Annotated in this window: 4 protein-coding genes; 2 read left to right on the forward strand and 2 right to left on the reverse strand. The window is 69.7% G+C overall.

Annotation, left to right across the window (positions count from 1 at the left end):
- Positions 1–396, forward strand: a 396-nt coding sequence (locus GRX66_RS17760; protein WP_233745650.1) for an AIR synthase-related protein, incomplete at its 5' end; no start/stop codon positions are given.
- A gap of 21 nt (positions 397–417) precedes the next feature.
- Here GRX66_RS17760 and GRX66_RS17765 read toward each other — a convergent pair.
- Both GRX66_RS17765 and GRX66_RS17770 read right to left on the reverse strand, forming a co-directional pair.
- Positions 418–1620: a hypothetical protein gene (locus tag GRX66_RS17765; RefSeq protein WP_159527692.1), complete on the reverse strand. Its 1203-nt coding sequence runs from the start codon at positions 1618–1620 to the stop codon at positions 418–420.
- Between the two features lie 44 nt (positions 1621–1664).
- On the reverse strand, positions 1665–2069 hold the full coding sequence (locus GRX66_RS17770) for a hypothetical protein (RefSeq protein ID WP_159527693.1): 405 nt from the start codon (positions 2067–2069) through the stop codon (positions 1665–1667).
- 83 nt (positions 2070–2152) lie between these two features.
- Between GRX66_RS17770 and GRX66_RS17775 the strand changes: the two genes are divergently transcribed.
- The coding region (locus tag GRX66_RS17775) for an ATP-binding protein (protein ID WP_159527694.1) at positions 2153–3190 on the forward strand (1038 nt) is incomplete at its 3' end.

Here is a 3190-nt window from a genome sequence, read left to right on the forward strand (position 1 = left end):
CGGGCGACGTCTCCGCGGATGCACGACGCGACCGAGCGCGGCCTCGCGAACGCGTTCCACGAACTCGCGGCCGCCAGCGGCGTCTCGCTGGCCGTCGAGCGCGATGCAGTGCCGGTCGCCACCGGCGTGCGCGAGGTCTGCGAGTACTTCGACATCGACCCGTGGGCTGCCTCCAGTGAGGGGACAGTCGTGCTCACCGTCGCGCCCGAGGATGTCGACGACGTCGTCTCCGCGCTCGACGACGAGGGGATCCCGGCCGCGGACGTCGGCGTCGTCGCGGAGCGCACGTCCACAGATTCTCTGGTGACGGCGGACGGCGACCCGCTCCCGGAACCGGAATCCGACCCGCTGTGGACGGCGTACAAAGCCGCTCGCGAGCAGTTCGGCGAGACGTAGATCGACTGCGTCGGCTGGCGTTCAGGCGGTAACGGTGACGTTTCCGGAAGCGGCTGCCGTCCCGAGGAAGTCGTCGCTGCCGGCGAACACGACGACCGTCTCATCGTCGAGGCGGTCCACTCGGAACTCGGAGACAGCGCCGGCTTCGGTGCCGAGTTCGCGGGCGGCCGCGGCGAACTCGTCGGCGTCCGCGGGGGTGTCCCAGCGAGTCACCCACGCGATGTCCCACGCGCCGGACTCGCGGAACACGACGACGCGGTCGTTCGCCCAGCCCTCGCTGGCGTTCGCAGCGACCGACTTGTTGGTGACGTCGCGCAGCGTGATGCGCGTGAGGAGTTCACCGACGCGCACGGTCAGGGAGTCGACGCGGGTGTACTCCTCCGCGGACACGTCGACGTCCAGGGCGGCGGGGTCGTCGGTTTTTCCGGGATGCAAGACGTTCTCCGTTGTCTCGGGAGCGTCCTCGTAGACGGCCGGGAGGTCGGTCGGGTCGTCGACGGTGGCGTTCACGTACTGCGCGCCGAAGTGGTACTGCGACCAGACGACGCGGTCGCCGGAAGACCCGTTCTCGTACCCCGCTTCGACGTACGCCGACTGGGACTCCGCCTCGGGGAGGAACTCCTCGGAGTACGCGTCCGTGACGTAGACGGCGCCGCCCTCCACGAGCGAGCGGCGCGCGAGCTGCTCGTCCAGCGTCACGCGCTCCAGTGAGAGGCCGCCGAACCACGGCACCATCTCCTCGCGGACCTGCGCGACGTGCACGAACTCGTGTGCGACCACCTGCTCGACGCGCGAGCTGTCGGCGCCAGCCGGCGAGACGTAGACGGACGCGTCAAGGGTCGTGAGGCCGGTCGGCTCGCTCTCGTCGAGGGCCGGGTTCTCGATGCCGAACACGCGGAAGAACGGGACGTTACCGTAGTCGGCGGACTTGTACTGGGTGAGGTTGCGGACGACGACGCGCGTCCCCGGGAAGTCCGCGCCGAGGAGCCGCTGGACCCGCTCGTACGTCCGGTTCACGTCGACGTCGACCGACCCGCCCTCGACGACGACGCCCTCCGGCGCGTCAGTCGTCGTGTCGCCGGCTGCAGTAGTGGTTGCGGGCGTCGTGGGCTGGTCGATATCGCCGGGGTTGCTGGCGGCCGGGTGGTCCGCGGCCGGTGCGACACAGCCGGCCAGCACCAGCAGCCCGCAGACCGCCAGCACGCGTGGCCACCCGCCGTTCATGCGAACTGGTTACGGGAGCGACCCCAAACGAGTTGCGGTCGGTGTCAGGCCGTGAACTCCCGCCAGTGATTGATGCCCCAGTACATCGTGCCGGTGCAGACGAGCGCCGCGGCGAGGAAATAGACGACGAGACTCGACCCGAGCACGCGCCCGGGGTTCTGGCCGGCGTACCGGAAGCCCTCGCCGGCGAGCGCGAGCAGCGTGAACCCGACGACCGACACCGCGGCGGTCGTCGTCAGAATCGGGAGTCCGCCCTCCTCGGGGTCTTCGAGTGACACGAGCGTGGTGACGAAGATGACGGCGCCGCCGAACACGTAGAACGGCAGGCGGCCCCTGAGGCCGGCAGTCTGCCCCTCGGTCAGCGCCACGATGCCGACGAACGCCGCCGTCAACACAACCGTCGCTCCGACGACCAGCACGACCGCACGGCGCGCGAACGTTCGCTCCATGTAATCGGGTACTTTGCAGGCCAGAGAATAAGCCTGTGGGTGCACACGAAGCATTTAGTCCCCGCGGTCATAGGTACGCTCAGATGCCCGAGCGCGGCGACGAGCTTCACGTGACGGAGGGGGACCTCACCCTGCCGGCCATCGACGTACTGACTGGTCGGGGGTTCGTCACGGGGAAGTCCGGGTCCGGCAAGTCGAACACGGCCAGCGTCATCGTCGAGGAGCTGCTGGAGCACGAGTCGCGGCTCCTCATCGTCGACACGGACGGCGAGTACTACGGTCTGAAGGAGGACTACGAGGTGCTCCACCTCGGGGCGGGCGACCGCTGTGACGCCGTCGTCGGCCCGGGTGACGCCGAGGCGATCGCGGACGTCGCGCTGTCCGACGGCGTCCCGGTGGTGCTGGACGTCTCCGGGTTCCTGGAGGGCGACGACGCGGACCGCCTCGTGTACGAGGTGGCAAAGCAGCTGTTCTCGAAGTCCCGGGACGTCCGCCAGCCGTTCCTGTTGCTCGTGGAGGAGGTCCACGAGTTCGTGCCCGAACAGGGCGGCCTGGGCGACGTCGGCGAGATGCTGGTCCGCATCGCGAAACGCGGTCGGAAGCGGGGCCTGGGGCTGTGTGGGCTCTCCCAGCGGCCGGCGTCCGTCGACAAGGACTTCATCACGCAGTGCGACTGGCTCGTCTGGCACCGGTTGACGTGGGCGAACGACACGCGGGTCGTGGACAAGATTCTCGGCGGCAGCTACTCGACGGACGTGGAGTCGCTGGGTGACGGCGAGGCGTTCCTCGCCGCGGACTGGGAGCAGTCCGTGCGCCGCGTCCAGTTCCGCCGGAAGCGCACGTACGACGCGGGCGCGACGCCGGGCTACGGCGCCCAGGAAACGCCGGACCTCGAGCCAGTCGACGACAAGTGGCTGGACCGGTTCCGGGACGGGGAGCCCGCGGACGGCGACGACAGCGGGACGAGCGACGACACGGCCGATGACGCGTCGAGCCAGTCATCGCGTCCGACAGCGGCGCGGAGCGTGGAAACGGCGGTGAGGGCGGAAACGCCGGGAGCGGTACCGACGGGGAAGACGGCGACGCGGACAGTTCGACCGACAGCACAGCGGGCGGCGGGT

Source organism: Halobacterium bonnevillei (genome assembly GCF_009831555.1).
GTDB lineage: Archaea > Halobacteriota > Halobacteria > Halobacteriales > Halobacteriaceae > Halobacterium > Halobacterium bonnevillei.